We start from the raw sequence: 3577 nt of genomic DNA, 5'->3' as shown, positions 1-3577 counted from the left end.
TTGTCTTCAAGGACTCACTCAAGGAACTTGAAGCACTCGCTGACTTAACAGCACTTAAAGACGCACTTGTTGATGCAGATTGACTTTGTGAGACGCTTGTCTTCAAGGACTCACTCAAGGAACTTGAGACACTCGTTGATTTTTCAGCACTCAAAGATGCACTCGTTGAAGCGGATTGACTTCGAGATTGGCTTGTCTTCAAAGATTCACTCAAAGAACTTGAGACACTTTTTGAGGCTACCGTGCTCAATGAAAGGCTGGTCGATGCAGATTGCTTAACAGACTCACTTCGACTTTGAGAAATCGATTCCTGCTTAGACTGACTGACACTTTGCGACACTGACTCACTGTAATCACTATCCGACAATTTCACCGTCACAACATTTGTCGTACTGTCTTTATAAGTAATCGTTACCGTACCATCGCTATTGACCGTATAAGATTTAATACGGTTGGCGACCTCTGGATTCAAAGCCGACACAGCCGCAATAATCTTGCTTTTATCTGCATCTGTCAATGCAGTCAGGCTTGTCACCTGAATTGTGCTTGTCGGCGCCACACCAGGTGTACGATCTGCCAAGCGCCCCTGAGTAATACGAATTTCACCCAAACCATTTGGACGGTTCATATTTGATGCATTGTCAATAGCAGCAACATTACGTTGCCATGTGTTTCGGAAAGAATGATAAAGGTCATCCTTCAGATGAATGGTCGTTGTTATGGTTGCAGGATTATCAGTCGTTGCAGTGATATCTCCCGTAATCGGTGCAATATTACCAGTTCCGTACTGGCTACTACCAAAGAAATTGCCGTTCAAGGCATTGTCATTCAAATCGGCTCTTGCAACGACTTTCATTTCTTTAAGCTTGCCACTGTCATCTGTTGCCGTGAAAGTCACAACAGCATCATCACCAGCATAGAGGGTATAGTTTTTCCCACCGCCTTCGAGAGGCGTTGACTTAGGTTCCACACCATCAACAGTCAATTTGGCCGTCACTTCAGGACGCGTTCCGTCCGTTACAGCCACGGAATTGCTAGCATCTGAATACACCGCATAATCACCATACATGATGCGAGCTTTGGCTGTTACACCACCTGTTTGTAACTTAACAGTCGGCGTCACAATCGCTTGGCCGGAAGCATCCGCTACTGCTGTTCCCACTTCGTCGTCATTATTGTATAGAACAACTGTAGAACCTGGCTCGGCTCCTGTTACCGTTACAGGCGTCTGTGTGTAAGCCTTGTCCAATAATCTTGTTTCAACGGTTGGTGCTGCTAGTCGCTTCACTGGAGCAGTCACATCATTTGTGGTGTTATCTTTATAAGTAATGGTTACCACACCAGATGATGAAACCGAATAAGATTTAAAGTCCTTTGAAGTGGCAATATTTGGGTTAGCAGTCTTAAATGCTTCCCAAACCTTATCTTTTTCAGCCTGAGCGAGACTACTTGTGTCATTAACAAAGGTACTCGTTGTCACCGCCGTAATCGGATTACGAATACCATCATTTTGTGGCAAAACCTGAATACGAAGCGTACGTGTCACTGACTGCTTAGCCGTATTAGTCACTACAAAAGAAACATTATAAATTTTCCCAGGCGTTACGACCTCTGTCTGCCCAACAGTCCCCACAATATTAAAGGCCACTGCACTATTTTTCAATGCAGAGGTCTGAGGCACGTTGATGCCATTCACACGATCACTACCAGAAGCGTAGCCAATGCTTTTAATACTATTTCGTGTAGGAATAGTTTCAACAACATTATAAGGCTGATTGATGTAGTCAGAGTTATAAACAGAAATCAAGGCATTATTAGCTAGCCCTAAATTATACTGGGGTGCACGGAGGTTACTATTAGCATCAATTCGAGAACCATTACGAGGATCACGTTGACCAGATGTCGCACGAAGAACCGCATTGGCAAGACTATTTCTCGCCTGACGAGCCTGAGCAATCGTAGGCGTCACATCACTGTCACGATCAGCCAGACTAACACGAATGGCATCCAGGGCTTTATCTCCCTTGAGAATAGCAGCATCCGTATTTGGCAAATCAACAGCTTGAGCTTTATAGGTATAAATGTCTAAGGCTAAATCTTTGAGACGCTTTTCTTGTTCTAAACGCTCAGCATCTGCCACAACTGAGGCAGCTAGCAGACCAGTCGCCGTTTCTGACAATTGGCGATTCGTTTGAACTTCGGATGTCAAGGAAGCCTTTAATAAGGTTGACTCCGAGCTGACAAGAGTCATCCCCACTTTAGAGTCACTACTACTATCACTCTTGCTAACTGACTGAACAGAGGCACTTGCGCTATGCTCTGAAGTTTTTCTAAGCGTACTCTCAGACTGACTGTGAGCAGAAGAATCCGTCTGACTTACTGATTCCGATTTAGAAGCTAATGAAGCTGACAAGGAAGTAGAAAGCGAGGCACTCAATGACAAGGATGTCGATTTCGAAGCTAATTCAGAGGCAGACACCGATTGGCTGCGTGATAAAGACTCACTCAAAGAAGCCTCCGAAGTCTGTCTTGACACAGTTTCAGATGACTCTTGACTATTTACTTGGCTATCTTGAACACTGGACATAGACTCCGTGTTTCCAAGAACAACGGAATCAGATGCAGCTAAGAGATCAGTCTTAGCTCCTGCTTCACTTTCCAAAATTGGCTGATCAGTCATTTCATCCGCATGAGCCACATGAGTTGCAACTGAACCACCAAGCAAGGCCCCAGTTGCAAGCACTCCTTTGAGCACTGTCTGACCTGAAAAGGCAGGTGCTTCCACCTCTACCTGCTGGGCAGCAACAGACGGTGCATCCACACCCCCTCTAAGCACCTTGAAAAGACCAAAATTCGACGTCGCCGCACGAAGCCAGTGCTTCCCTGACTTAACCAATTTAAACCGTGTCACACGATCGGTTTCACGATATTGACCTTCATTCCTTCTAAAAAACATATATACTCCATTTATATTTTGATTAAAACACTCCTTTCAATTTTATCATAAAATTAAGCAAAAAATCTCATTTCAAGATTGCTTTCTAGCGATTAATCCTTTCTTTCATCTTCCTAAAAATACTATAATGATGCTAACCCTAAGACTTATTAAAACTATTTGTATTTTTAGAATATCAAACTAAAAAAATCCCCTACCAATTAGGAAATCACTCTAATCGATAGGGGATATTTGATTGTCTAGCTAGAAGCTAATGATTAAACTTACTAAGGCTTAGAAGTCTTCACTTGCTTCTTCATCTTTCTTACGTTTGGCAAGAAAGGCAAGACCTGTTGCAGTTGCTAAAGCACCCAAGGCCATACCTAATGATGAGTTTTCCTCACCAGTCTTAGGAAGCGCTTGACTACCACGTTTGTGCTTAGGATCCTTCACTTCAGAAGTTGATTCTGAAGCAGAGATTGAAGCACTTGTTGATGCTGACGCTGAAAGACTTGCTGATGTACTCAATGAAGTTGAGATACTTGTTGAAGTGCTTGTGCTTTCAGAAGTACTCAAGAACGCTGATGTAGAAGCGGACTCTGATACTGAAACTGAAGCGGATGCACTCGCTGATTCTGATGC

2 protein-coding genes are annotated in these 3577 nt (G+C 43.6%); both read right to left on the bottom strand.

From position 1 onward, the window contains the following. A partial coding sequence (locus HMPREF2979_RS01305; protein ID WP_148132217.1) for an accessory Sec-dependent serine-rich glycoprotein adhesin occupies positions 1–2956 on the bottom strand: 2956 nt, incomplete at its 3' end. A gap of 273 nt (positions 2957–3229) precedes the next feature. Further along, a partial coding sequence (locus HMPREF2979_RS01300) for an LPXTG cell wall anchor domain-containing protein (protein ID WP_261787274.1) occupies positions 3230–3577 on the bottom strand: 348 nt, incomplete at its 5' end.

It is taken from the genome of Streptococcus sp. HMSC078H12 (assembly GCF_001814615.1).
GTDB classification, from domain to species: Bacteria; Bacillota; Bacilli; order Lactobacillales; family Streptococcaceae; genus Streptococcus; species Streptococcus salivarius_F.
Note: the sequence above shows the minus strand (reverse complement) of the source record. Positions and strands in the feature narration are given on the sequence as shown.